General features: G+C 35.1%; 19 protein-coding genes and 2 tRNA genes. 17 read left to right on the plus strand and 4 right to left on the minus strand.

What is annotated here, in order from left to right; translation table 11 throughout:
* Positions 1-51 precede the first annotated feature (51 nt).
* The 14 genes from pheS to GM552_RS03600 all read left to right on the plus strand — a co-directional run bounded on the left by pheS (position 52) and on the right by GM552_RS03600 (position 18,066).
* Positions 52-1,119: a phenylalanine--tRNA ligase subunit alpha gene (pheS, locus tag GM552_RS03535; protein WP_122123425.1), complete on the plus strand. Its 1,068-nt coding sequence runs from the start codon at positions 52-54 to the stop codon at positions 1,117-1,119.
* 3 nt (positions 1,120-1,122) lie between these two features.
* Complete coding sequence (pheT, locus tag GM552_RS03540; RefSeq protein WP_155565298.1) at positions 1,123-3,582, plus strand: phenylalanine--tRNA ligase subunit beta; 2,460 nt, start codon at positions 1,123-1,125, stop codon at positions 3,580-3,582.
* A 115-nt stretch (positions 3,583-3,697) separates the two neighbouring features.
* Positions 3,698-4,597, plus strand: coding sequence for a DMT family transporter (locus GM552_RS03545; RefSeq protein WP_155565299.1), 900 nt, complete (start codon positions 3,698-3,700; stop codon positions 4,595-4,597).
* Between the two features lie 81 nt (positions 4,598-4,678).
* The gene (gene lepA / locus GM552_RS03550) at positions 4,679-6,484 is read left to right on the plus strand and encodes a translation elongation factor 4 (RefSeq protein WP_122123428.1); all 1,806 of its coding nucleotides are present in this window, start codon (positions 4,679-4,681) and stop codon (positions 6,482-6,484) included.
* A 366-nt stretch (positions 6,485-6,850) separates the two neighbouring features.
* A complete protein-coding gene (locus tag GM552_RS08870; RefSeq protein WP_255487944.1) occupies positions 6,851-7,216 on the plus strand; it encodes a DUF2726 domain-containing protein in 366 nt (121 codons plus the stop codon).
* A gap of 248 nt (positions 7,217-7,464) precedes the next feature.
* Positions 7,465-7,555, plus strand: a tRNA-Ser gene (locus GM552_RS03560).
* A gap of 158 nt (positions 7,556-7,713) precedes the next feature.
* The gene (locus tag GM552_RS03565; protein ID WP_155565301.1) at positions 7,714-7,881 is read left to right on the plus strand and encodes an Arm DNA-binding domain-containing protein; all 168 of its coding nucleotides are present in this window, start codon (positions 7,714-7,716) and stop codon (positions 7,879-7,881) included.
* Between the two features lie 272 nt (positions 7,882-8,153).
* Entirely contained in the window at positions 8,154-8,951 is a 798-nt protein-coding gene (locus tag GM552_RS03570; protein ID WP_155565302.1) for a TIR domain-containing protein, read from the plus strand.
* A 1,500-nt stretch (positions 8,952-10,451) separates the two neighbouring features.
* The gene (locus GM552_RS03575) at positions 10,452-11,819 is read left to right on the plus strand and encodes a glycerophosphodiester phosphodiesterase family protein (protein WP_155565303.1); all 1,368 of its coding nucleotides are present in this window, start codon (positions 10,452-10,454) and stop codon (positions 11,817-11,819) included.
* Positions 11,820-11,833: 14 nt separating this feature from the next.
* Positions 11,834-12,664 carry a hypothetical protein gene (locus GM552_RS03580; RefSeq protein ID WP_155565304.1) on the plus strand — a complete coding sequence of 277 codons (831 nt, stop codon included), beginning with the start codon at positions 11,834-11,836 and terminating at the stop codon, positions 12,662-12,664.
* A 1,288-nt stretch (positions 12,665-13,952) separates the two neighbouring features.
* On the plus strand, positions 13,953-14,471 hold the full coding sequence (locus tag GM552_RS03585) for a hypothetical protein (protein ID WP_155565305.1): 519 nt from the start codon (positions 13,953-13,955) through the stop codon (positions 14,469-14,471).
* Positions 14,472-15,170: 699 nt separating this feature from the next.
* Entirely contained in the window at positions 15,171-16,373 is a 1,203-nt protein-coding gene (gene dcm, locus GM552_RS03590; protein WP_155565306.1) for a DNA (cytosine-5-)-methyltransferase, read from the plus strand.
* 58 nt (positions 16,374-16,431) lie between these two features.
* On the plus strand, positions 16,432-16,845 hold the full coding sequence (locus tag GM552_RS03595) for a very short patch repair endonuclease (protein ID WP_230882745.1): 414 nt from the start codon (positions 16,432-16,434) through the stop codon (positions 16,843-16,845).
* Positions 16,846-18,066 (plus strand): type II restriction endonuclease, encoded by a 1,221-nt coding sequence (locus GM552_RS03600; RefSeq protein ID WP_155565308.1) that lies wholly within the window; start codon positions 16,846-16,848, stop codon positions 18,064-18,066.
* 174 nt (positions 18,067-18,240) lie between these two features.
* Here GM552_RS03600 and GM552_RS03605 read toward each other — a convergent pair whose 3' ends face one another.
* Both GM552_RS03605 and GM552_RS03610 read right to left on the minus strand, forming a co-directional pair.
* Complete coding sequence (locus GM552_RS03605; protein WP_155565309.1) at positions 18,241-19,506, minus strand: Y-family DNA polymerase; 1,266 nt, start codon at positions 19,504-19,506, stop codon at positions 18,241-18,243.
* 28 nt (positions 19,507-19,534) lie between these two features.
* On the minus strand, positions 19,535-19,984 hold the full coding sequence (locus GM552_RS03610) for a LexA family transcriptional regulator (protein ID WP_110438882.1): 450 nt from the start codon (positions 19,982-19,984) through the stop codon (positions 19,535-19,537).
* 523 nt (positions 19,985-20,507) lie between these two features.
* On the opposite strand from GM552_RS03610, the gene GM552_RS03615 reads away from it, so the two are divergent.
* A complete protein-coding gene (locus tag GM552_RS03615; protein WP_155565310.1) occupies positions 20,508-20,657 on the plus strand; it encodes a hypothetical protein in 150 nt (49 codons plus the stop codon).
* Positions 20,658-21,400: 743 nt separating this feature from the next.
* On the opposite strand, the gene GM552_RS03620 is transcribed toward GM552_RS03615, so the two are convergent.
* Together GM552_RS03620 and GM552_RS03625 are read right to left on the minus strand one after the other, a co-directional pair.
* Positions 21,401-22,372: a restriction endonuclease gene (locus GM552_RS03620; protein WP_196424844.1), complete on the minus strand. Its 972-nt coding sequence runs from the start codon at positions 22,370-22,372 to the stop codon at positions 21,401-21,403.
* Positions 22,373-22,792: 420 nt separating this feature from the next.
* A tRNA-Leu gene (locus GM552_RS03625) sits at positions 22,793-22,879 on the minus strand.
* Between the two features lie 127 nt (positions 22,880-23,006).
* On the opposite strand from GM552_RS03625, the gene GM552_RS03630 reads away from it, so the two are divergent.
* Positions 23,007-23,969, plus strand: coding sequence for a complex I NDUFA9 subunit family protein (locus GM552_RS03630; RefSeq protein WP_155565312.1), 963 nt, complete (start codon positions 23,007-23,009; stop codon positions 23,967-23,969).
* Between the two features lie 100 nt (positions 23,970-24,069).
* A complete protein-coding gene (locus GM552_RS03635; protein ID WP_155565313.1) occupies positions 24,070-25,503 on the plus strand; it encodes an NAD(P)-dependent oxidoreductase in 1,434 nt (477 codons plus the stop codon).
* Positions 25,504-25,542: the final 39 nt, after the last annotated feature.

The following is a 25,542-nucleotide window of genomic DNA, read 5'->3' on the forward strand; positions in this document are numbered from 1 at the left end:
AATAGAGAGGGTTGTCTGATGACAGCCCTTTTTTGTTTATTGAGGGGTTAGATGGATAAGGATCTTGAAATCATAAAGCAGGAAACGCTTCATGCTTTAGATCAGGCACAGGATTTGCGTGCATGGGACAGTGTTCGGGTATCAGCGTTGGGGAAATCAGCCCCGTTGGTACAGAAATTGAAAGAATTGGGAAAGGTTGAACCTGAATTACGTAAAGAGCGTGGTCGTGTTTTAAATGAATTAAGAAATGAGCTGACCAAAGCAATTGAAATACGTAAGGCCATTCTTGAGGAAAAAGCGTTAAATGAAAAATTGAATGCGGAGGCAGTTGATGTCTCAATGCCTGTTTCTGTTGTAAAAGGTACATTGCATCCCTTGCAACGAACAATCGAAGAAATTGTTGCCATTTTTGCGGCAATGAACTTCAAGGTTGCAGAAGGGCCTAATATCGATACGGATTGGTTTAATTTTTCTGCGTTGAACATTGATGAAAACCATCCCGCGCGTGCTGATCATGATACGTTCTATCTCCCCTCCAAATCTACAGATGAACAGCAACTATTATTAAGGACTCAGACTTCAACAGTACAAATTCGCACGCTTTTGGAACAGGAACCTCCCATACGCATCATTGCACCAGGTCGTACCTATCGTGCAGATCATGACGCAACTCATTCACCGATGTTTCATCAGTGCGAGGGTATGGTTGTAGAGAAAAATATCACTTTGGGTCATTTAAAGGGATGTCTTGTAGATTTCCTTAGAGCTTTTTTTGGAATACCAAATTTACCCGTTCGTTTTCGTTCGTCCTATTTTCCGTTTACTGAACCTTCCATGGAAATCGATATCGGCTGGAACCGCAAAACTGGAGAATTGGGTGGTGGTTCGGATTGGCTTGAAATTCTCGGCGCAGGGATGATGCATCCACGTGTATTGGCAAATTGCGGTGTTGATCCTCGTGAATGGCAAGCTTTCGCTTTTGGTGTCGGTATCGAACGTCTGACGATGTTAAAATATGGAATTGCTGATTTGCGGTCATTTTATGAAGGTGATGTACGTTGGCTGCGTTATTACGGGTTTTCCCCTTTCAAATCCCCAAGCATTCATGAAGGGATATAGGAAATGAAATTTACACTGTCTTGGCTTCATGATCATTTGAATACAAATAGATCTCTTGAAGATATATGTGCAGCCTTGAATAAAATCGGTTTGGAAGTGGAAGGGGTCGAGGATCCTGGTAAAACACTGGCACCTTTTAGGACAGCCCAAATTATTTCTGCCGAACAGCATCCCAATGCTGACCGTCTTCGTGTTTGTCATGTTGATGCTGGTAAAGGATTTGAAGATATTCAGATTGTTTGTGGTGCACCCAATGCCCGTGCTGGGCTAATAACGGTTTTGGCACCTGTTGGTACCTATGTGCCTGGAAGTGATATTACAATCAAAGCGGGTAAAATCCGTGGAGAGCAAAGTAATGGCATGATGTGCTCTTCCCGTGAATTAAATCTGGGAGATGATCATGATGGTATTATGGAATTGCCAGTTGATACTCCAATAGGTGTATCTTATGCAGAATATGCCCAGTTGAATGATCCAGTCATTGAAATTGCTATCACTCCAAATCGTGGTGACGCATTATCAATAAGAAATATAGCCCGAGATTTGTCTGTCGCCGGTATGGGAACACTGAAACCACTGAAGGTTCCAAAAATACAAGCGCAATTTTCATCAGCTTTGAGTTGGAATAACCAATATGGAGACGCCTGTCCCTGGATTCTGGGTAGAACAATTCGAAATGTTAAAAATGGTCCAAGTCCCGAATGGTTACAGAAACGCTTAAGAGCTGTTGGAATAAGACCAATTTCATGTTTGGTTGATATAACCAATTATTTTGCCTTTGATCTTGGGCGTCCATTGCATGTTTATGATCTGGACAGGATTGCAGGCAAGCAGCTAACAATATGTCGTGGCAATGGTGAAAAATTCCTGGCCTTGGATGAGAAAGAATACCAAGTCACTGACAAAGATTGTGTCATGATAGATGAAGCCGGTGTTCAATCCTTGGCAGGATTGATGGGTGGTGAAAAAACAGGTGTCAGTGAGAATACAACAGATATCTTTCTTGAATGCGCTCTTTTCGATCCTGTTTTGATTGCCTTGAGTGGCCGACGTCATATGATCGTGACTGATGCGCGACAGAGGTTTGAACGGGGCGTTGATCAGGCTTTGTTACCAGATGCGATCGAATTGGCTACGCAAATGATTATCAAATTGTGTGGGGGGCAGGCAAGCGATGTGGTTCATGCAGGTCAAGAACCCAAATGGCAGCGTACTGCAACCTTGCATTATAATCGTTTGAAAGATTACGGGGGATTGACAGTATCGGAAAATAGGGTTTCGGAAATACTGACCAATCTTGGTTTTGTGATTGCAGAAAAAAATTCGGAATGGATAAGGGTTGATGTACCTTCATGGCGTAATGATATCGCAATGCCTATCAAAATGGCCTATAATTCCAAGTTGGATGTGGTAAAAAAAGACAAACTGCTTGATTCTGTAAGAGCCCAAGAGGGTGAAGCAGATTTGGTGGAAGAAATATTGCGTATAGAGGGATTGGATAAAATTCCTGCCTGTTCAATGCCTTTGATTCAACCCGTTCCTTCACCTGCATTGACAACAGATCAGGAGCGTTCTATTCTTTGTTCCCGTATGCTTGCTGCACAAGGTCTGATCGAAACAGTAAATTTTTCATTTGTAGATCATGAAATTGCTGCACGGTTGGGGGAAGCATCTGAATCTTTACGTTTAATGAATCCAATTTCAAATGATATGGATCAATTACGGCCGACCCCTCTGGCTTCGATCCTGCCTGTTATGCAGCGTAACATAGCACGGGGTATTGGTGATATTGGACTTTTCGAAACTGGTCCTGCCTTTACACGAAATCAGGAACGCCTTATTGCAGCCGGTGCACGGTACGGACATATGCACCGTCAATATGATGGTAAAGCACCAAAAGTTACTTTATGGGATGTAAAAAAGGATGTTTTAACGGTTCTCGATGGACTGGGCATTTCAATTGATTCTTTAAAAACGGTTGGTGAAACACCGAATTATTATCATCCCGGACGCTCTGGCAGGTTGAGTTTGGGGCCAAAAAATATATTGGCTTATTTTGGTGAGTTGCATCCTTCTTTGGTAAAAGAATTTGGTTTTGATCAGGCTCCCATGATTTTTGAAATTATGCTTGATACAGTAATTCCAAAGAAGATTATCAGGAAAAAGGCACCTGTACTTTCAATCTTTCAACCCTTAAAGCGTGATTTTGCCTTTGTTTTAAAAGACGGGATCCCTGTCGAGCAGCTTTTACAGGTCGTTAAACAGGCTGATCGCAAATATATAAATTCGGTTGAATTGTTTGATGTTTATAGAGGAGATAAAGTTCAGGCAGATCATAAATCCGTCGCTGTTCAGGTAACTATCCAGCCAAATGACCGAACATTGAAAGATGAGGAAATAGAGGCAATCTCCCAAAAAATTATCAAGGAAGTTGCACGTTTGCTTGGTGGAAATTTAAGATAAACTTAGTCTGTTTGTATTAAAGCCCATGTAAGAAGCCGTTACATGGGCTTTTTAAATTCCGCGATATATTTATATATTTACTATTTCACTCTTAATTTTGTCTGGTCTAAATATTATGCCTGTGACGAATAAATCCTTGGGGAATTTTTCTTTTAATCTGTTTGCGACCCTGTCAGGACTTTTGACGATTTTGTTATGGTCAAGTCTGGCCATCATGACAACTTTTGTAGCCTCAATACCCCGATTTGAGCTTCTATGGTTTGGTTTCGGTTTGTCTTTTGTTATTGGAACATTGATTCTGGTCCTAACGGGACGTTTAAATGAAATGAAACAGCCATTAAAACCCTGGATCACCGGATTTAGTGGAATTTTCTTTTTTCATTTGTTCTATTTTTTGGGATTGGCTTTGGCACCGCCAGCGCAGGTAACCTTGATGTCATATCTATGGCCAACAATGCTGGTTGTTTGCAGCGCTTTTTTAAGTAAGCGACAGTTTCATATAGCATATTTGATTGGCGTTCTGATGGGATTGGCCGGGACTGTTTTTTTAATGTATGGAGGAAAAAATACAGTAATTACCCCGTGGGTTTTATCAGGGTACTTTCTTGGTTTTTTATGTGCCATCGTATGGACAATCTATTCATTGGTTAATAGAAAATATGTAAATGTTCCAGCCGGCATGCTGATTGGTGTTTGCGGTGGAATTTCATTGGTAGCCATGCTGATTCATTTCAGTATTGAACCAACAGTCATCCCATCCCTGAAAGAAATGATAATCTTGATCTATATGGGTTGCGGTCCGATGGGAATTGCCTTTCTTGCCTGGGATTATGCCTCAAAAAATGCTAATATGTCGTTATTGGGAGGCTTGGCCTATTTGGCACCTTTACTATCCATGGTATGGCTGGTGGTGGCCGGTAAGGCTCCAGCAACATTTGGATTGGGAATGGCTGTTATTTTAATTGTGGGGGGGGCAATAGTTGCAACTTACCCTTTAAAACATGTAAAAGAATAGCAATCTTTGTAAAAAATCTATAGATATATAATTAAAGTTAAACTTGATTTATTGAGACAGTCTTATTGATATTGGTGCACCATGACAGATACGCCTTTGGAATCTATTCGTAATTTTTCTATTATCGCTCATATTGATCATGGGAAATCCACCCTTGCTGATCGTCTTATCCAGGCATGTGGTGCATTGACGCAAAGGGAAATGCATGCCCAGGTTTTGGATAATATGGATATTGAGCGTGAACGTGGCATTACGATCAAGGCGCAAACTGTAAGACTGCATTATAAGGCAAATGATGGAAAGACCTATATCCTTAATTTAATGGATACACCGGGTCATGTGGATTTTGCCTATGAAGTAAGCCGTTCTCTTGCCGCTTGTGAAGGATCGTTGCTGGTCGTTGATGCCTCTCAGGGGGTAGAGGCGCAAACCCTGGCAAATGTGTATCAGGCCATTGATGCAAACCATGAGATCGTTCCAGTTTTAAACAAGGTTGATTTACCAGCTGCGGATGTTGAAAAAACCAAGGAACAGATTGAGGAAATCATAGGCATTCCGGCAGATGATGCCATTGGCGTCTCGGCAAAAACAGGTTTGAATATTGATGCGGTTTTAGAAGCATTGGTGACCCGTCTACCTTCTCCCAAAGGGGATTTGGAGGCACCTTTGCAAGCTTTGTTGGTGGATAGCTGGTATGATACTTACCTTGGCGTCATTATTTTAGTGCGTATTAAAGAAGGTCGCCTTAAAAAGGGGATGCGTATTCGCATGATGTCAAACAACAGAACATATCATGTTGAACAGGTGGGTGTTTTCACGCCCCATATGCGCGAGGTTGAATCCCTGGGGGCTGGAGAGCTGGGTTTTATCAATGCCGCGATTAAAACCGTGGCAGATTGTCATGTGGGTGATACGATTACCGATGATCGCCGACCTGCGACCGAACCTTTGGCTGGATTTAAGCCATCAATTCCAGTTGTTTGGTGTGGATTATATCCAATGGATGCCGATGACTTTGAAAAGCTGAGAGAAAGTCTAGGTAAATTGCAGCTTAATGATGCATCATTTCATTATGAACCAGAAACTTCCGCTGCGTTGGGATTTGGTTTCCGCTGTGGATTTCTGGGATTGTTACATCTTGAAATTATTCAGGAACGGTTAAGTCGAGAATTTGACCTTAACCTGATAGCTACAGCACCCTCGGTTGTTTATCATTTATACAAACGGGATGGGACGATTGAGGATCTTCATAATCCTGCTGACATGCCAGATCCCACCCTGATTGAAAAAATAGAGGAACCATGGATAAAAGCCTCCATTATGGTTCCTGATGAATATCTGGGAGCTGTATTGGGTTTATGTACAGAGCGCCGTGGTCAACAGGTTGACCTGACGTATGTTGGGGCAAGGGCAATGGTTGTTTATCGCCTGCCGTTAAATGAGGTTGTCTTTGATTTCTATGATCGCCTCAAGTCCGCGACACGAGGATATGCCAGTTTTGACTATCATATGGATGGCTATGAAGAAAGTGATTTGGTTCGAATTAGCATTTTGGTAAATCAGGAACCTGTTGATGCCTTGGCCTTTGTTGCTCACCGTTCCGTAGCGGAATCACGCGGACGGGCAATCTGTGCCAAATTGAAAGACTTAATTCCGCGTCAACTGTTCAAGATTGCCATCCAGGCAGCAATAGGGGGACGTGTCATAGCTCGTGAAACCATTGGGGCCCTATCAAAGGATGTTACTGCCAAATGTTACGGAGGTGACATTTCTCGAAAACGTAAACTGCTTGAAAAACAAAAAGAAGGTAAAAAACGTATGCGACAATTTGGTAAAGTTGAGATTCCTCAATCAGCCTTTTTAGCAGCATTGAAAATTGACCGATAATTTTTGATACAAGATTTTCATTATTACTCTGACCTATTTGATTTTTTGAGAAATATCAAATAGGTTTTTTATTGTTGATTTGTCTGAATGCTAGCGTTTCTTTTAATTTGTACTTTAATCTATTTTTCTGTTTTTTTTTATTTTTTGGGTAAAAATCAAATTCCTTTAAAAAAAGGGTTTACATTTCTTTCCAGTCGTAAAAATAAAAATCATATTAATTATAAAAATTGTAAACATGAATTATTTTCCGCTGACGATTTTATTTATAAACGATATGCAGAACAAAACACTAACATTAACCGATGTAATCTATATCCTGTAATCCCCGTTAATTTCGAATCCATTTTCATATTTAATTGTCTGCAAATGTGGTTGATCGATAAGAGATTGCATTGGTATATAGGTTTTGAAGTGTCAATGGGGGCGTTCATTAAGACTGATTCTTCCTTGCCTCAGGAAATTCAAGATCAAGCTTTTTGGGCCTATAATAATAAACGTGTTGATTTTTTACTGGTTAATTGCTTCGGAACACCCAAATTGGTAATTGAATATCATGGTTCTGGTCATAACCTTTCAAGGGATGCAGAGGACCGTATGAAAATCAAACGGGCTATTTTATACAAAACAGCCATTCCTTTGCTTGAAATTAGTTATACGATGTCTAAAAATGAGATTATTTATTGGTTAAATCAGTTTTACAAGGAACATATCAAAAGTGATGAGAGGGGTTGAAATCGAACCTACAGTTAAAAATTCATAAAGTTTTCAAAACCATATTGAATTCGATATAAAAGATCAGTTTAATATCTAAATATATGAAAATTATATATGAATCATTTTTTGAAATTTATTTTAATCTTTATTGTTAAAGGGTTTAATTTCAGTTTTAAATTTTTTCAGAAATTATCTTTGTTTTTTATGAAATTTTTCTTGCCTAATATGAAAAAATTGTTATCTTTCATTTTTAGCTAACCTTTTACGGAGAGATGGCCGAGTGGCTTAAGGCGCACGCTTGGAAAGCGTGTGTACGTGAATAGCGTACCGTGGGTTCGAATCCCACTTTCTCCGCCATTAAATAAAACATTATCCCACATTACCTAACATTTCCCGCAGAAAACTGGCGTTTTTAAGTAAATTACCAAACATTATCCCACATTATAAAACATTTGAACGCATTTAATCTTGGGGTATATTCTAGGGTATATGATTTTTCATCTTGGTGTATATAAATGTTAACGGATAAAGCCATAAAAACAGCCAAATATCAGGAAAAGGGTAGAAACAAGCTTTATGAACGCGGTTTATACCTGGTTATCACAAAAGCAAACTCCAAGATATGGCGTTTCAAATACACTTTCACAAAAAGTGAAATGCTAACATTTGATTCTTATGCTTAAACACCATTTGCAAACACGAGAGTAGCAAAATATGGTTAAAGCTATCGATCTTGGAATTGCTAATTTACAATAAAAATTTTTTCAATCTATACAGCAAGAAAATATATTTAAATAATATTTTAATGATTGGTTGATTCAAATAAAGATAAGTATTTGAAGTTTATATATAATCTTTAAATGTAATATTATTTCTAAATTTGAAATTAATATCGCATGCATACTTCTAAAAGAAATAACATACAGGAAAAAAATGACAGAAAAAAATAATATTCTTGAGTCATATCTCTGAAGAAAAAGAATTGGCAATACTATTAAAAAAAAATATTAAAGAATTGCTCCTATCTTCAGTTGATGTTTTTGTATCTAGCGACGATCAAAGTATAACATTTGGCAATAAGTGGCTTGAAACAGTCAGTAACAATCTAGAAAAGTGCATTCTAATCATTGTTTTGTGTAGTCAAGAAAGCATTAAAAAACCATGGATAAATTTTGAATGTGGAGTTGGATGGTCGCGAAAAATACCAATTATACCTATCTGTCACTCTAATTTAACAGTTGCCAACTTGCCCATTCCATTAAATCTATGGCAAGGATTTGATATACAAAAACAAGGTAAATTAACAGGATTAATATCCAGAATAGCGAAAGAAATAAATATTGATACACCAAAAAAAGTAGATGAAACATCTATATTACAAGAAATAGAAAAATTTGAAAAAAATTATCAGATAAATTCTAAAATAAAAAACGAACTAAAGGAGATAGAAGAAAACACCCCATTTTTTTATAAAATCCTGAAAGATATATTCGTTAGTGGTCAAATTAATTCATCGAATTGTAATATTTCTATAAATGGATTTACTCAATCATTATTTGATGACATTAAACAAAATCTAAAAAATTTACAAAAAAATCAACTTTTAGAATTTCAATATAAATCTGGTGGAGGAATAGAAATTAATGTAGGAGAATCAACGAATATAATGGGAACACTTTATTTAAATTTTAAAGACTTTTATAACATTTACAAACAATATTTAACTTCAAATCCTACAAAATCATCCCTCTAGACTGATTTTGTTCTTTTTCTTAGTTTTCATGAGCATATTTTTGAATCTTTACTCTAAATTTTTCGATCATTCTAGATAATAAAAATTCTGAAGAAATCTCAAAAAATATAAAGATCAATTTTCATATTGCATTGGAGAAAATTATGCTACTTTAATTTTATGGAAAAAGTGCAATGAAATAAAATAATAGAATTGACAATTTTAACACTACATGTTAAATTATTATTTATAATGGAATATTTGTAATTTTTTATTAAAAGCGGTGGCTTATTTCAGTTTAATTAAAATATATCAGATTTTTAATAGGGATAGGATAGTTGTGTTTTTCACAGAATCCATATATCGAAGGTAATTCGCTAGTGCGTTTCATCGGTAGCTATTAAGATTTTTTGGTATATATATTTTTTATAAATTAATTATTTGTTGAGAAATTGAGGAATTTTACGGGTGTAAACCTGATAAATTTTAGTTTCCAGATAAAATTTAAAAAATACCAATCAAGCTGCTGTTTTTATATTTATAGGTTATACTTGGGTTCCTTTAGATTTCATTATGATTATGTTTGAATAGCAGCTGATTAATTTCACATATAATGGCAATGATTAGTATTAGTGCAGCTTCAAGGATTGCTGGGACTTGCAGTTTTTTGTCACCACGATTTTGAGTGAGATATTCGAAGATCGTGGTGAGAATGCATTGTCAGAACTCATCTTGGCAAGACGTACTGAAATATAATTTGTTGAAGTTCCAAAGTGTGTTGACCTACTAATTGACAGCTGATGAAGTATACGATGATTGTAAAGGGCTTGAAATTGTTGGTTAAAGACGTAATCAAGAACGATTGTCAATTGTTCATACTGTGATTTATGAGGATCCTTACAACCCAGCTTTATGGACAGATTCTTTTTGCCATTTTCCAGAATGTATGAAAGCTTAAATATTCTCCGTTTCTTATCCTAAAGGAACGAGTGTTGGAACGGGTGAATATAGCAAACCATTTACAGTTAATTTTCTAACAAGTTTAACTGGAAGGTTCAAATATGTTTTGAAACAAGTAAGCAGTAATATATCTTATGTTATTGCCGCAAATGATTATTAACAATAATTAACAACGTTTTGTATTTATCAATCAGAATAATGATTATTGGTTTGTGATGTAAAAATAGATTTCTTTTCTTTGGGATATTATTAATGGAAACAATGGAACAGATGGAAGGTTTTAGGATTATTAAGAATCTGTTCAAGAAATATCTATAAAAAATCAAGTTATTTCTACATTAAATGAAGATAAAGATCATGTATTAGCCATTTTTAATGAAGCAACTGCTGTCATGTGGGTTGATTTATATGAAAAAATTACAGGCTATTATTGATAGCAACGATGTCAAAAATATAAAGCCACCAATGTCGCCATAATATTATGGGTATGGGCATTGTTTTATAATATCAATTTAATAAAAACCGTTCTTGTGAACGGTTTTTTTTATTAAGGATAAATAGATGAATAATTATTTAATTAATAATAATGAACCAAAGATTTTACCGGTGAATGAAACTCAATGTAAATCGCAAAAAAATAATATTATTGAACAAAATGATCGTGAAATATTTGAGTTGCCTAGCGGATGTTTGAGTGGAACAATACTGCGTTTATCTTGCAAGGGACCAACAGAGCAAAAATTTTATAGTTTTTCTATAAAAAACCGTATGCTTGAAAATGATACAATCGCAACTGTTAGGTTTAGTCCAACAAGCGATAGTAATGTTACGGCGGATAGATATTCGCTTCAGGAACAAACTTTTACAGTTCGTTTCAATGGAGGGGAACTTAATAAAGATGTCCCCTTGAAATGTGAAGTCAAGACAGAAAAAGAGGAGATTTTAGATTTTGTCTGTATTCTTCCAATTCGTGCGGAGGGTGTGCTGTATGAGAATAATGATGGTCTTGTCGTCATTATGGGGGCTACAGGTCCAAAAGGGGAAAAAGGTGATAATAATTTAAACGATGAAACAACAGATTTACATGTTAAATCAATCAATTCCTCAGCTCTCGTTCCAACAAAAGCCGCCCCTTCAGCCTCACTTTTTTCAATAGTAAATAAGGTATATGAAACACGTTCATTTAATCTGCCAAACAGACCAATTGAAATTACAATGCATAGAGGCGGGAAAGCAAGAATTATAGAAAATACAGTATATAATGCTGTAAATTCTTATCGTGCCCATCAAGAGATATCTTTTGAATTTGATATTCAGTCAACCGCTACGGATGGAAAGTTCATTATATGGCATGATAATAAAACAAATAGACTGCTTGATTATAGTTTAGAATTACGAACATCAACCTATGAAGATCTAAAATCTTTACGTTTTTCTGACTTTAAAAATACACCTTATTATGATGTTGTCAAATTAAGTTCACTGGATGAATGGTGTCAGTTTATAGCAAAAGTCAATCGTCCATTTTATCCTGAAATCAAGAGATTTGAAACCATAGATCAAGTTACGCAAATTGTAAAAACTATTCAATCTTATGGGTTAAGTCATCTGGCGACTTTTCAAAATGGTGTTTATTCAGTATTGGAACATGTTCGTTCTTTGGATTCAAAATGTCGTGTAGGGTATTTACAATTTGGAGAAGACAACAATATCGATTCAGCTATTAAAAAAATGCAAACCTTGGGAAACGGGGTTTTGTTATGGCAAATTGACACTGTTTCGCAAGATCCCTCAATTGTACAAAAATGCATTGATGCCGATGTTGGATTGAGTGTTTGGACTGCTGAAAATGATAGAAATTTTTTGAAAGCACTTAAAACGGGGACGACTTCAGTAATGTGTAACAATTATCCTGTCCAAGCGTTTTAATTAAGGGGTTGAAAATGAAAGATATTCTAATAGCGGGTCGTGAACTGTCACAATTTCCAATAAAAATAAATGGAACATCAACAATTGACAAGAATAGTGATGGGACATGGACATTTAAATCAATAGATACGAACAGTAATGCTTATGGATATTATAATGTTCCTGCGATATTTGGTGAAACAATTAGTATTACAGTGACGGCAGTATCCTTTGAAGAAGCTGAAAACAATCAAAAATACTCTTCGATTGCTGTACGTTGGATATCAGCTAATGGAGTATGGAAACAGTCATCAGAAAATTATGTAAATTCAACAATGGTTGGAGTATATACGGCTGAGTTGACCATCAATGAACCTGTTGATCCAGGTGATATCATTCAAGTTTCATTTGGTCATTTCCGTCCGTCCATGGCATCTGGAAAATTTTTTGATGCACAAGTTAATATATCAAATAGTATGTATCCAGTTGTAAGAAAAATGTTTGCCTCGACATTAACAATCGAAGCGAGTAAAGCCGGTGAATTTCCCTATTTTTCTTATAAAACCCAATTCCAACAGTTAAATTTGAATATGATAAAGTGGGATGATAACAGCACCTTAATATTGCAGGATGATCAGCTGAAAGTGGCAAATGCAGAAAATAATCTTTGGTACGTTAATCCGAAAATATTGATGTCCTTACCAGAACTTAGTGATTATTCTACAGTTAATGTTTTTCATGGAATGTATGATTGGACTGGTGGAAGTTTCAAGTTGACTTTTGCAGATACAAAAACTGGAAAATTAATTGATTTTAAAACTGATGCTACAAAAAAATTGGTAATACAATATGAAATAAATATATGATGGAATACTTGATTATTAATTAAAATGGATAAAGGATGCATTGGAGATTATTTATAGGAATAATATATAATGCATCTTGTTAAAGAAATTTTTTTATATTTTCATAAATATTGAATTTTACTGCATTATAATTGTAGTGCTCTTGGAGAGTAATAATTATGGCTGTATGCCCATATCTTGTTGGGACATAGATATTTCATTTGATATGCGTATTGAAGAAAGAGTTGGCTTATATGGTGGTTATTATTATGGATTGGTTGGAGTTTATAATTATTCAGAATTATGTCAAAGCAGCATCCAAGGGTTAAACTTGGACCAGCGGCAGTTTAAATATTATATGTAGCTTGAATATTTTTATTTATTACGTATTAAAAATAATATTAGTTCAAGAAACTAATATTGATGGATAAATTCGTTTTATTGTTATAAAATATCACGTAATGTTGTAATGACATCCAATGTTATTTACTGTCAGTAAAATTATACCTATCCAAATTATTAATTTAATTCATTTTTAAATAAAGATGTGGATTTATGGTACATTCTGCAGTTTCAGTTGAGAATGAATTTTTCTGTCTCGCAAAAGATGAAGATAAGTCAATTACAAATATGAAATTTCAGAAATTGCCTTACATTGCATATAATTGGAGTTTAGCTTTACTAAATCAACCTTTAATTTCTTCACGTGTATGGGTAACATTTTGTAAGTTTCCTTTTAGAATTTTATCAGAAAAAGGAGCGTCATTATTTGATTGTATATTGATGTTGTATTTTGAAATAATGGTTTGTAAAAGTTTGTTTATGGTGCCTCTTTTTTTGGTCTTCATTTAAATCAGATTTGAAAATCTTGTTAATTTATCCTATTAGGAACTGATTATTCCGTAAAAGTTGCCGCCTTGCATCAAGCTTATGTTTGGTTTTTAAAATAGATGAAGAAATTTCTTTTCTTTTGGTCAAGGTAAAATTCTTTATTCAAATATGGTCTTTCATGCCAGCTATGTGATTGTCAGGATTTGGCGAAAAACTCTTGATGTGTCAAGAAAACGGTTTAAAGGAAAGCAAACCTAAATTATTGAATAAAGTCTTAAACTTTTATATGAATAAATTAGGTTATGAAAAAAATGAATTAGCCAAAGTAATACAATGCAATATCGACGACCTGGATCAATTGATAAGGTTGAATTCATATAATTAAAATTATTATTTTACAACAGTAAAACTTCAGTCACCCACCCATTGCGGTGGGTTTTTTATTATCCGCTTCTCGTTTTAAAAAGGAAAAACCAGTATGACAAAAACCACAGGTGGAATTTATCTTAATCATTTGAAACATGAGGTGATAACACCAGCACTGAACTATATAAATCTTGGTGGACAGAGGGCGATCAATCAGGTAACGGGAACTTTTCTGGTGGAGGGATATGCATGCAACTATACATATCTCAGGCAGCTTGGCAAGGGGCCCGCGTTGGGGCCATGTCAGATGGAACCCGCGACCTATCACGATATCTGGGACAATTATCTCAACAATGCGAGAAGGCAACCTCTAAGAAGTCTTTTAATGCATATCGCGGGTGATTTTAACCTGGACAACAGGGGGATACCGAAACCCGAGACATTGACAGGAAACCTTTTCTTTGCCGCGGCCATGTGCCGCGTTTTCTATATCCGGATCAGGGAGATACTGCCAGATTCCAAGAATGCAACAGCGATGGCCCAGTATCACAAGAAGTACTACAATACGGCGTTGGGAAAGGCGGATTGGCAAAAGAATATCGACCGTTTCCAGCAGGCCATTGATTGTTAGGAATTATATGTTTTATTCTTCAAATAAAGAAGCATTTATAGGCTTCTAAAATATCTTTAAAATAAAAAAACAAGCTTTTTCATTTCGCGGTATAATGTTGGGTATAAATAAGATAAAAATATTAAATTTATTTTATTTATCAAATTGTTATTTGTTTAATTCGTCGGACACCTTCTCCGCCATTCAATAAGTTATTCTGTATAATTTACATTTCCCAAAAATATTGAGTTTTTTTGTAATTTTATCATGTTTTGATATTATGAAAAAATTATCAGTTAATAAAAAAGAAATTTATATCTTTTGTTTTATTTTGTTACAATTCTTTAGATTAGCGAGTTTTTATTATTATTGCTTCAATTTCAAACAAAGTATCATCCCAAAAAATTTACAAACCACTTTTGTTGATCCATCTAAAACTATCTAATTCATTAATTTGTTTTTCTATCTTTTTTTATTTGTCAACCTTGTCATATTAATGGGTGGTTTTTAAGGATTATTTAAAAAAACAAATAAATTTTTTAAATTTACAATATATTATCAATGTTCTGCTTAGTATAAGACTTGGTGATGTTATCATGATTATTGATGCCATTTTTAAAATAGCCAAGGTTTTGCAGGGAAGTTATTGACGCTTTTATTTTTGAATATTTTATGACATAATGTCAATATTATTTCCAAATAAAATAATGTTGGATTAAAATGTTACGTACAGAATTCGCACAATTACGAGAACAGGCTGGGATTTCCATTAAAGATTTGGCTAATGAGGCAGGTTTTACACAAAGAACATTATATAGATGGGAAAAGGGTGAAGCCGTTCCGCGTAAGGCTGTTATGACATTATTACAAAACAAGATAGCCATTGCGGGAAATGGGCAATGCAAATTCAGGTTCATTGATCTGTTTGCGGGCATAGGGGGGTTGAGACGTGGATTTGACCGGATTGGCGGTCAATGTGTGTTTACAAGCGAATGGAATATGTATTCGCAAAAAACCTATAGGGCCAATTACGCATGCAATCATGAAATTGCGGGTGACATAACCAGGATAAGTGAGCGGGATATACCTGATCACGATATCCTGCTGGCGGGTTTTCCATGTCAGCCATTTTCAATTGCCGGCGTGTCAAAAAAAATATCCCTGGGATTGAAGCACGGGTTTGCATGTGAGACACAGGGCAACCTGTTTTTCGATGTCGCGCGTATTATCAGATATCATCGTCCAAGGTGTTTCCTGTTGGAGAATGTGAAAAATCTTGTCAGTCATGACAAAGGAAGAACCTTTTCAATCATTCGCAATGTGTTGGAACATGAGCTTGGGTATTGCCTGCACTGGCGTATCATTGATGGAAAAGGGTTTGTTCCCCAGCATCGTGAGCGTATTTTTATCGTCGGGTTTCTGGATAAAAACGATTTCAGTTTTGACACATTATCCTTGCCCGATCCGTTGTCAGGGCCCCGCCTCTCGGCAATCCTGCACCCTGAAAACGGTAGTGAAAAACCGGAAAGCCACTATACCGTGGGAAAAAAGGCCGCTGTTTCCGAAAAATACACGTTATCCGACAAATTATGGAAATATCTGCAAAACTATGCTGACAAGCATAAAAAGGCGGGAAACGGTTTTGGTTTTGGACTGTGCGATCATGACAGTGTGGCCAGAACATTGTCGGCACGCTATTACAAGGACGGATCTGAAATCCTTGTCTCACAGGGATGCGATAAAAACCCGAGACGGTTGACCCCGAGAGAATGTGCGCGGCTGATGGGGTTTGACAGGCCTGGGCAGTCAGATTTTAAAATTCCCGTTTCGGATACCCAGGCATACAGGCAATTCGGAAATGCGGTCGTGGTTCCTGTTGTTGAGGCTATTGCCAGTCATATACTTCCCCATTTGCTAAATTGATGGATGTTTCATTATTAAAATGATCGATATTGTTGATCAGAAAACCAGAAGTAGAATAATGTCGTGTATTCGTTGTAAAAATACAGCTCCTGAAATGTTTATACGCAGAATATTGCATTCACGAGGTTATCGTTACAGGTTGCATGATCATAAACTGCCCGGCAAGCCAGATATGGTTTTTCGAAAATATAATGCTGTAATTTTTATTCATGGCTGTTTTTGGCATGGGCATGACTGCCATTTGTTTAGGATGCCTTCATCAAGAGTAGAATTCTGGAAAAATAAGATAGAGACAAATAAGAAAAGGGATATGACTGCCATTTGTAATCTTAGGGAACTTGGTTGGAGGTCGATGATTATATGGGAGTGTGCCATTAAGGGGAAAAAAAAGGTTTCTGTAGAAGACCTGGTGTCTATTACCGATTACTGGTTTCGTAAATGTAATGATAATATGCAAGTTAGAGGAAAGTAAATGGCCTCATTAAATGAACTTTCTTATTGGCTGAATGAACAGAGAAGAATGGATAGGGTCTGGTATGTAAAACGTCTTTCAGCCAATGATACTTTGGCATCAGGATCTCATCAGGCTGGTCCTTACATGCCTAAAAAGCTGCTTATGGATCTTTTTCCATCATTGCAATATAGTGGTAAAAAAAATCCAAGGGTTACATTCGAACTGCGACTTGACAGTTGTCATGATATCAGGGATGTAACGGCAATATGGTATAATAACAAATGGCATGATGGTGGAACTCGAGATGAAGTGCGTATAACAAACTGGGGAGGTCAGCATTCGGCTTTGCTTGAACCTGAAAATACGGGTTCTTTGGTCATTTTTTCTTTTCAAAGACAACAGGGACGGGATGTTTCTCTTTGTAATGTGTGGGTGTGTGATCATGTAACAGAGGAAGATTTGATTGAAAATCTTATAGGAGTTATTATTCCCGGGAAACATATTATTCGATCTTGGGATAGGAATTGCTTTGAAGAAAAGAACAAAAACAATTCTTGTTGCTTGTCACCAGAGAATATACCAGAAGATTGGAGAAACAACTTTCCGACAACTATAGATATTTTAAAAAAAGTGATTGAGTTAATACCTGATATTGGTGATACTGTCGATGAGCGTCTTATTAGACGTAGAAATTGTGAATTTGAGCTTTTTAGAAATATTGAAAAAAATATAGAGTTTTCTTTTATTCGGCAGGGATTTAGTACGATTGACGCATTTCTTGAAACAGCAAAAAAAATTTTGCAAAGAAGAAAAGCACGGTCAGGTCGTTCGTTAGAGCTTCATCTTAGAGAGATTTTTTTAGAAGAGAAATTAAAGGAAGGATTAAATTTTTCATATCAACCAGAGACGGAAAATGGTAAAAGACCAGATTTTGTTTTTCCATGTGAAAATGCCTATAAAAATAAACATTTTTTATCAAAACAATTGAGAATGCTGGCTGTTAAAACAACATGTAAGGATAGGTGGAGACAAATATTAAATGAAGCGGATCGTATCCCAGTTAAACATTTGTTCACATTGCAAGAAGGGGTTTCGGTAAATCAGTTTCAGGAAATGTGTGAATCAAATGTTAGATTGGTGGTGCCAAAACCTTTAATAAATAAATATCCTTTGGAAATTCAAGGATATCTTCAAACCCTAGAATCTTTTGTGGGAGATGTGCGTTTATTGTCCAATTAATATAGATGCGAAAATTTATCGTGGTAGTTTTCTGGTAAACTTATATCTTTTAAAGATAACTTATCAAAAGCGGGTGTAATTTATATATTGTGATTGCCATCTTCTCCGTTATTTAATAAATTTTTCAAGATAGAATAATAATTATTCTCAGAATCAATTTACTCAATAAGAATTTTAAATTCGTAATTTCAATATTTCATCCCATCGTGTTGTATAGCGTTGGCTCAACTGTTCCCGTTTAAGGTGCCATCTTGCCTTTTTTCTCTGTCCACCTATAAGAATTGTATGGGATCCCATTTGTTGATTAATCCTGTCGATCACTTGCATAAGACTATTATTGCGCTTGATTGATTGGTCATTTTGGGTATGGGTGAAAAAATCGAGCTGTCTTTGATTTTTATGGATGATATCCAAAAGCATTATGCCTGCTTTATGATAATGGTATTCAGCCCTGAAAATATTACGAAGCCCTTTTTGAGCAGCCCTGATGATTTCTCGGCTATCATCTGTAGGATATGGCATGGATATGGCAAAGGAAGGGTTGTATTGTAACGATTGATCGTGAAAACGGTTGGTTCTTAAAAAAACCAGAACAGCATGGGTAATGGAATGCTGTTTTCTTAATTTTTCGGCAGCTCGGCAAGTATGCAAGCGAATGGCTTCCTCAATATCAAACAGGTTGTTGGTACTTTGACCAAAACTTCGAGAAGCGACTATATTTTTTTTTGGTGTACGAAAATCTGTCAGTTCAATACAGGAAATTCCTTTTAATTCCAGAACAGTACGTTCCAAAACAACTGAAAAATGCTGTTGCATAAATTTGGGGCTGCAATTTTTTAATTGCCAGGCATTTTCAATACCCATTGCGATCAGTTTGGCATTTAAGCGACGGCCGATGCCCCATATTTCAGAAATTGGTAAATTTTCAAGAATATGTCTAAAATCAGGACCATGAATATCTAGGCAGAAAATACCTTCATGTTTTTTATCTTTTTTAGCGATATGGTTGGCTATTTTTGCAAGAGTTTTGGTGGTTGACAGACCAATGGAAACAGGGATTCCAGTGTTTTTTTTAATGATTTTTTGAACATGGCGACAATAATTATTGGTTTTCTGATCCCCATTTAAATGAATAAATGCTTCGTCAATAGAATAAGGCTCAACATGATAAAAATAATTCTGAACTGTTTCAAAGACACGTTGGCTCATATCACCATAAAGTTCGTAATTGGAACTTAATAAAGTGATTTTCTCTTGTAAATCCGAAGGAATTTTAAATGCCGGCATTCCCATGGGGATGAAAGGTTTAAGCTCGTTAGAGCGGGCAACAACACATCCATCGTTATTTGAAAGAATACCAACCGGACGATTTTCCAATTTTGGATTAAAAACACGTTCACATGAAACGTAAAAATTATTACAGTCAATTAATCCAATCATTATTTTATTTATTATGGTTGAACAGTTTTTAACGATTGCGGTTTCTGAAAGAATGGATTGTATGAATGACCACTCCCCAGATCATGGTTTCTTTGTCCTTGATTTCTATAGGGGGGTAATTGGGATTGCCAGATTTCAAATAAGGGATATTGTTTTTAATTGCCAAAGCTTTACAGGTTAACTCTCCATCAACAGAAACAATGACAATATCACCCTGACGGGGATCTAGCGATCGGTCAACCACCAAAAGGTCATGATCGAAAATACCGTAATCAATCATGGAATCTCCAGAAACCCGTATGTAATAAGTTGCAGAAGGATGATCAACCAAATGTTCTGTGAGCTCCAGTTTCCCTTCAAGATAGTCATCTGCAGGAGAGGGGAAACCCGCTTTCACCAGCATTTCAATGTGAGGTAAAAAATATCTGCGTGTGTCAGGATGGACAGGGTGAATAGAAACTATTTCTGTCTCAACCATAATTTGATCTCCATAAATAATTTTTTGGCCGACTATAAAAGTTAATTTTCTATTAATCAATGAAAGAATAAAAATTTTTATAGTTCTTTGAATGACTTATTTGGTTGTGTTATCAAATTTGAGATATGGGATCATTTAGGATAAACGAATTAATTATTTAATTAGTCGGAATAAATTTTAAAGTCCGAAAAATTGCAATCTAGATATTGAGTAATTATGACCGATATAAATCGTTAAAGTAATGAATATGTTATTTATACCATGAATTATATATAAATCATATGGTTATCTTTTGAGGTTGGAGTATATTCAGTAATTTATTTTAGTTTTTATTAGGTTAAATTACGAAATTTAGATTTATACAGACAATTTTTATGGGTATATAATTATAATCTTGTTATATCGCTTGTATATGTTGCAGGTTCTTAAATGAAACCTATCATCGATATGACGAAATCATTATCAAAAAGGAATTATAACATATTGACAGATTCTTCCATTGAGGTATCTCAATGGAAAATCAATGACCAAATATCAAGCTTTAGATGGATCAATTGTAAAGTGTCCATTAATCAGGTTTGTTTCAGATAGTCAATCTATGTTTACATTGGGACAGCAAATATTACAGCTTGGTGGTGATATGGAAAATTCCCATTGGTGCGAATATACATGATATTAATGGATATTATGAGAAGTTAGTAATTTTGCCTGATTAAATTACGACACCAAAAATTATGGAGCATCAAATAATTAGGTCATTCTTCCGCTTCTTATTCTTTCACTGCACCATATATGTTAGGTGAATTTAAAAGATGATATAAATTATCATCATGTTTGTGTAGTGGCCAATCACTGGAAAAAATTTATATTATCATATTTTTAACTAAAAGTAATAATGTTGAAACAAATGGTAATAAAGATGGTAAATAATCCTAATATTAGTAAATTGAAAATGAAGAAATTTTTTCTTTGAAGATGCGGTAAAACATTACTAAATATAATGTTTAGAATTATAGCCACCCTACGGGGTGGTTTTTTTATTAATGTATTTATATATTCAAAAAATCAATTATTCGTTTTATTATATATATTTAATGAATTATTTTAAATATTAAAATAATATTTTTTAAATGCAAAAAAAATTATTAATTTTTAAAATTGAAAACTAATATGTAATGATATATAATAAATATGTTTTAAAAAGCCGAAAAATAGAATGAGAACAAAAGGTGCTTAAACAAGTTTTCAATTCTATTTTCCGGAAGCGAAATGTATTATATGGAATGATATGAAGATATTCAATACTTATTATTAAAAAATTAACTGTTTTTTTATATTTTAATTATAAAATTATTAAAAAGCATTGAAATTCAAATAAAAATTGAACTAATAAATTTTTGTTGATTTGTATAAAAATCAAAGTGATTTTGATTTTGTTTTCAGCGACAGTTTTTTGGCAAATTGTTGCAATAATTCGTGATGCAACAAGGCAACTTGAACTGAACTTGCCAATTGTCGGGCTGAAACAGTATAAGAAGCATTGGAAACAACGGCGGCATAATCAGCGTAATAAAATTCTTTTGCTGATAAAACTTCTTGCACTGCTTTGTTGCCAACCGGTTTGGTATACAATTTGCATTGTAAAATTAATGTCTTGTTGTTTTTATAGGCAATGACATCGGCTCCCTGATCGCCACTAGCGTTTGTCACCTTAGCATCCCACCCAATCTGTTGCAGTAAATTTGCACAAAATGCTTCATATTCCAGAGGTTTTAGAGAATTGGCGTTATTAATATTTTGTTTTTTTTCTAAATTTGTTTGTTCAACAATTATATGAATATGTTTGACTAGTTGTTTTTTGATTGATGGTAACAAATCAACAAGATTTTTTTTTGTCAGACGCGGACGAATTCTAGTCTTAATAAATCGTTGTATTTCTTTGAACCATCTATCTTCGATAATGGAGCCATAATCATCTTTATAACAAAGTTGTTCTCTTTTAAGTGTTAATATTTTCCGATGACGTTTTATTTCATTGATTGCCAATTTCATAGCTCTTTTTTTACGGTAAAAGCTTGTAAATTTCAGGAATGAATTTCTAAGTGTAAATTTCTTGCGGATAGTAAAGATAGTTATAAAAACAATAATAAATATGAAAATCCATTGATATGGATATGTAAATATTAAATTTTTAAAATTATATAAAATAAAAAAAGTTGTATTATTTGTATAAGAATTTTTTTCCTCGGAAATAATTTTCAAAGCCGTATTGAACATCGATGTTGTTCCTTGTAAGGAAAGTTCGATAGTTTGATTGGGAAATGTAATGTATGCGTTTTTTTTTGTAATAATTTCTTTTACAAATATATTGCTTTGGTCCGTATTCAATGAGGTTTCATATATGAATGGATGTGTATTTTGCTTTTTTTTTAAATAGTAAGAGTGATGATCGGTTTTGAAAACAATTGAGGGTTGCTTATTAAATTGATTATCGAATTGAATAAGGGCTAGCTTGATCAATATGGGTTGATTGGTCTTTAAATTGATAAAAAAATTAAATTTTTTTTCTTTTTTTTTAATAATTATTTGATTGTTGGTTACAGATTCTATTTGCCAATTATTGGTTGCAGCTTGTGATGCAAAAGGATAAAAAAGATAAAAACTGAAAAATAATAAGTTAAAAGCAAATTTAGATAGCATAAACAAATGAATAGGGGTTTCGTGAGATATTTTTTTAATAATTTATAAGAAAATTGACAAAGATTTATATTATTTTATACAATTCAATAGTGCCAAATATCATTTTTATGGTGCCCAAAAGAAGACTCGAACTTCCACAGCCTTGCGGCTACAGGTACCTGAAACCTGCGCGTCTACCAATTCCGCCATTTGGGCTCTTAAATATATTGATACTTCTTACTGATGTTCTTATAGTTGGTCAATGGAATTTTTGATTTTTTTAATTTTTCAAATGAGAATAAACACTATTCGATAAATTTGATTATGAAGCTGGGAAAGTTTGATGCGTAAAATAGCAACGATTATTGGTGGTAATGGATTAATTGAAAATTACCTTGTTGAGCGGTTGGTTAAGCAGGGATATGTGATAAGATTGGCAGTACCTTTTCCTGCACATACGAGAGAACAGAAAATATTTGGTAATGTTGGACAGGTTACTCCATTGTTTTGTTCATTTGATCAAGAAAATACTATTGTTCGATCCATTGAAGGTGCAAGTGTCGTTATTAATCTGGCAGAAGCTTTTGTTGGAAAAAGCAAGGGTAATCTTGAAAAAATAAATGTAAAAATCGCTGAAAAAATAGCAAAAATCGCAAGTGCAGCAGGTGTCAAAAATTTATTGCATTTTTCTGCTTTGGGTGCTGATTCCACAAGTCCTTCCTCTTATCTGGTCAGCAAGAAAAAGGGGGAGGAAACCGTATTGAAAACATATCCTTCTTCAACGATTGTAAGGGTTGGAATCAGTTTTGGTCCAGAAGATCAGTTTTTGAATAAGTTAGGATTTCTATCAACTTTTTTCCCTATTATGCCAGTTTATAATGTTAATACACGTTTACAACCTGTCTATGCAGGGGACATTGCTGATGCTGTTATTAAGATTGTTGAAAATGAAGAAAATAATGGGGAAATTTACGAGTTGGCGGGTCCTGAAATACTTACTAATCGTGAGTTGATTTCCAAGGTTTTAGAAATAGTTCATCGAAAAAATGATGTAAGCGGGTTATGTCTAGGTTTTATAAAATTAATGGCTTATTTCCTGGAATATATGCCAGGTTCCTTAATGACCGCACGATTGGTTAATTTAATGAAATATGATTCTGTTGCTGGTCACAAGGGTAAAAATTTTGAATTTCTAGGTATTGTTCCATCTTCAATTGAAATGATCGCTCCCGCTTATCTATATTGTTACAGGCCTGCTTGCGACTTTGAAGAATTAAAAAAATTACAAAAAGAAGTCTATATTTGAAAAAAAGTTATGAAAGGTCAGTAGTACTGTCTTTTTATTAAAAACGGAATAGGATAGAAAGTTTAGGTGTAATCTGCCTTAAATATTAAGGAATTTAATTATGCCTAACCTAATGCTTAAATTTGTTAATTTAGATCAGCAGCAGCCTGAAAAACGTAATGCTGTTGAACGCAAACATGATTTTAACGAGATTTATCGACGCTTTTCAGAGGAACAAGCCAGAATTCAGGCCAGTCGCTGTTCACAATGTGGTATTCCATTTTGTACAACGAAATGTCCATTATCAAATTATATTCCTGACTGGTTGAAACTTACGGCTGAAAATCGTTTGGCAGAAGCTTATGCACTTTCAACTGCAACCAACAGTTTTCCTGAAATCTGTGGGCGCATCTGTCCACAAGATCGTTTGTGTGAAGGCAGTTGCGTAATTGAGGAGGATTACAAAAGTGTTACGATTGGAGCGGTGGAAGCATTTATAACCGATCATGCATTTGATCAGAATTGGGTCACACCTATTATGCCTTTGGAAGAACTATCGCAATCTGTGGGAATTATTGGTGCCGGACCTTGCGGTTTGGCTGCAGCGGTTGTTTTACGAAAAAAAGGATATCAAGTCCATGTATATGATCGCTATGATCGGGCTGGTGGTTTAATGGCTTATGGTATACCTACCTTTAAACTTGAAAAAAATATTGTAACTCGTCGTCAGGAATGGTTAGAGAAATCAAATGTGATTTTCCATTTCAATACAAGTGTCTCAGATAAAACAGCTGAGTATTCCATCGCTTTTGAGGATCTAAGAAATAAACATGATGCGGTATTGATTTCAACGGGAGTTTATAAAAAGAAAGAAGTAAGCCTTTTTGGTTCAAATCTTAATGGAATTGTGCAGGCACTGGATTATCTGATTGATTCTCAAACGCAAAATAACGATAAAAATGAAATGAATGCAAAGGGTAAAAGAGTTGTCGTTATTGGCGGTGGTGATACTGCCATGGATTGCCTAAGAACTGCAATTCGTCAGGGGGCGACCTCGGTTCAATGTTTGTATCGTCGAGATAGGGCAAATATGCCTGGCTCTATGCGAGAGGTAAAAAATGCAGAAGAAGAAGGTGTGGAATTCATTTGGCAGGCAGCTCCAGACGCTTTTGTAGGTGAAGAAAAAGTGGAGGCAATTCGCGCATTAAGAACCGAATTGGGTTTGCCAGATGCTGGTGGTAGACAAAAAATCAGAATTATACCTAACAGTCATTTCACCCTGCAAGCGGATATGGTTATCAAAGCACTTGGATTTGATCCTGAACCATTGACCACCCTGTGGGATAATGACCAATTGGATACAAATGAATCTGGTACCATAAAATTGAATCATCATAGTCGTATGACTTCTTTACCTGGCGTTTTTGCAGGCGGCGATATTGTACGCGGGGCAAGTCTTGTTGTATGGGCTGTCAAGGATGGGCAGGATGTGGCGGAAAAAATTGCCCATTGGCTTGAACAACAAAATAATAAACAGAATGTTTCTGCTGCTTGAAAACAGATATCCAGAATTGAATGTATTCATTACGGTAGG

Source organism: Commensalibacter sp. ESL0382 (assembly GCF_009725775.1).
Lineage (GTDB): Bacteria > Pseudomonadota > Alphaproteobacteria > Acetobacterales > Acetobacteraceae > Commensalibacter > Commensalibacter melissae.